The following is a 1,131-nucleotide window of genomic DNA, read 5'->3' as shown; positions in this document are numbered from 1 at the left end:
ACCGCCCCGGCCCGCCGCGGCGCAGCCTGCCGCCACGGCCGCCGGCCCGCAGGTCCAGCTGATCCCCGCCTCCGCGCAGGGTGCCCTGGACGCCGCGGACGAGGCCGTCGACCTGCTGCTCGACACCGGCCGCGCGCCCGGCGAGATCCTGGTGCTCACGACCGGCGACCCGCACCCCTGGGCCGCGCACGAGCTGTCCTTCGGCGAGGCCTCGTACTGGGCGCAGCACGACGCCCGCGACGACGTCTTCTACGCGGCTGCCGACGCGGAGCGCGCCGAAGCGCGGCCCGTCGTGGTCGTGGCCGTCAACGGCGGCGCGGACGACGCGGTGACCCGCGCGCTGCCCGCAGCAATGAGCCGCGCCGACGGGCTGCTGATCGTCTGCGGCGACCCGCAGCGGGTCAACGCCCTGATCTCCGCGGGCGTCTGAGAACGGACCCGGTGGCCGTGCGTCTGTGTAAGGCGCCGGCCGCGGGGTCCGATTGCTGCCCGGGGACGCTGTCCCCGGGCGCCCGTCAGCGGGCGACCGTGCGGCGGTGCGCTTCGTGCGCGCCGCCGCCGGACGTCATGGACGCCCGGGCGTGCGCCGGTGACCGCGGCCGGCGTCCGCTGCGGCCCTCGCCCAGGATCTGCCAGCCGCTTTCGGTCAGCGTGATGTACGCCCCGCAGCGCAGGCCGTGCAGCGTGCAAGCGTCACGCAGGCCCCACATCCACGCCCCGTCCTCTTCCGTCCAATGGGCTTCACCGGCTCGGCAGTAGAGCAGCACGGCGGTGCGCACCGGCGTGCGCCGCCGCAGGTCGTGCGGGATCACCCGGCGCAGCTGGGCGAGGAGCGCGTTCCGCAGCTCCCAGCCGTCGGGCGGGACGGGACGGCGGACGAACGAGGCGCTGGCCGCGAGCCGTTCGTCGTGATCGAGGACGGCGACGACGGCCGTCGACTGCGCCGGCAGGTGACGGGCGTGCAAGCCGGTGATCACCTCGCGCGGGTTGCGCAACAGGGGTATTCCGGCCGCGGCCCATTCGGAGGGCTCCAGCATCCGGCTCAGCCGCTGCCCGGGCTCGGCGGCCGGGGGCGGTACGAAGTCGAAGGCCATGACCCTCCTTCGGCTGCGTGGCCACGGGCCGGGAGGC

General features: G+C 76.0%; 2 protein-coding genes. One reads left to right on the top strand and one right to left on the bottom strand.

Translation table 11 applies throughout. The features are described 5' to 3' along the window. On the top strand, window positions 1–430 hold a 430-nt coding region (locus ACSNOG_RS32765; RefSeq protein ID WP_436756338.1), incomplete at its 5' end, for a hypothetical protein. An 85-nt stretch (window positions 431–515) separates the two neighbouring features. On the opposite strand, the gene ACSNOG_RS32760 is transcribed toward ACSNOG_RS32765, so the two are convergent. After that, the gene (locus tag ACSNOG_RS32760; RefSeq protein WP_436756337.1) at window positions 516–1,094 is read right to left on the bottom strand and encodes a hypothetical protein; all 579 of its coding nucleotides are present in this window, start codon (window positions 1,092–1,094) and stop codon (window positions 516–518) included. Window positions 1,095–1,131 lie beyond the last annotated feature (37 nt).

It is taken from the genome of Streptomyces sp. URMC 124, assembly GCF_051386455.1.
Classification (GTDB): Bacteria; Actinomycetota; Actinomycetes; order Streptomycetales; family Streptomycetaceae; genus Streptomyces.
Note: the sequence above shows the minus strand (reverse complement) of the source record. Positions and strands in the feature narration are given on the sequence as shown.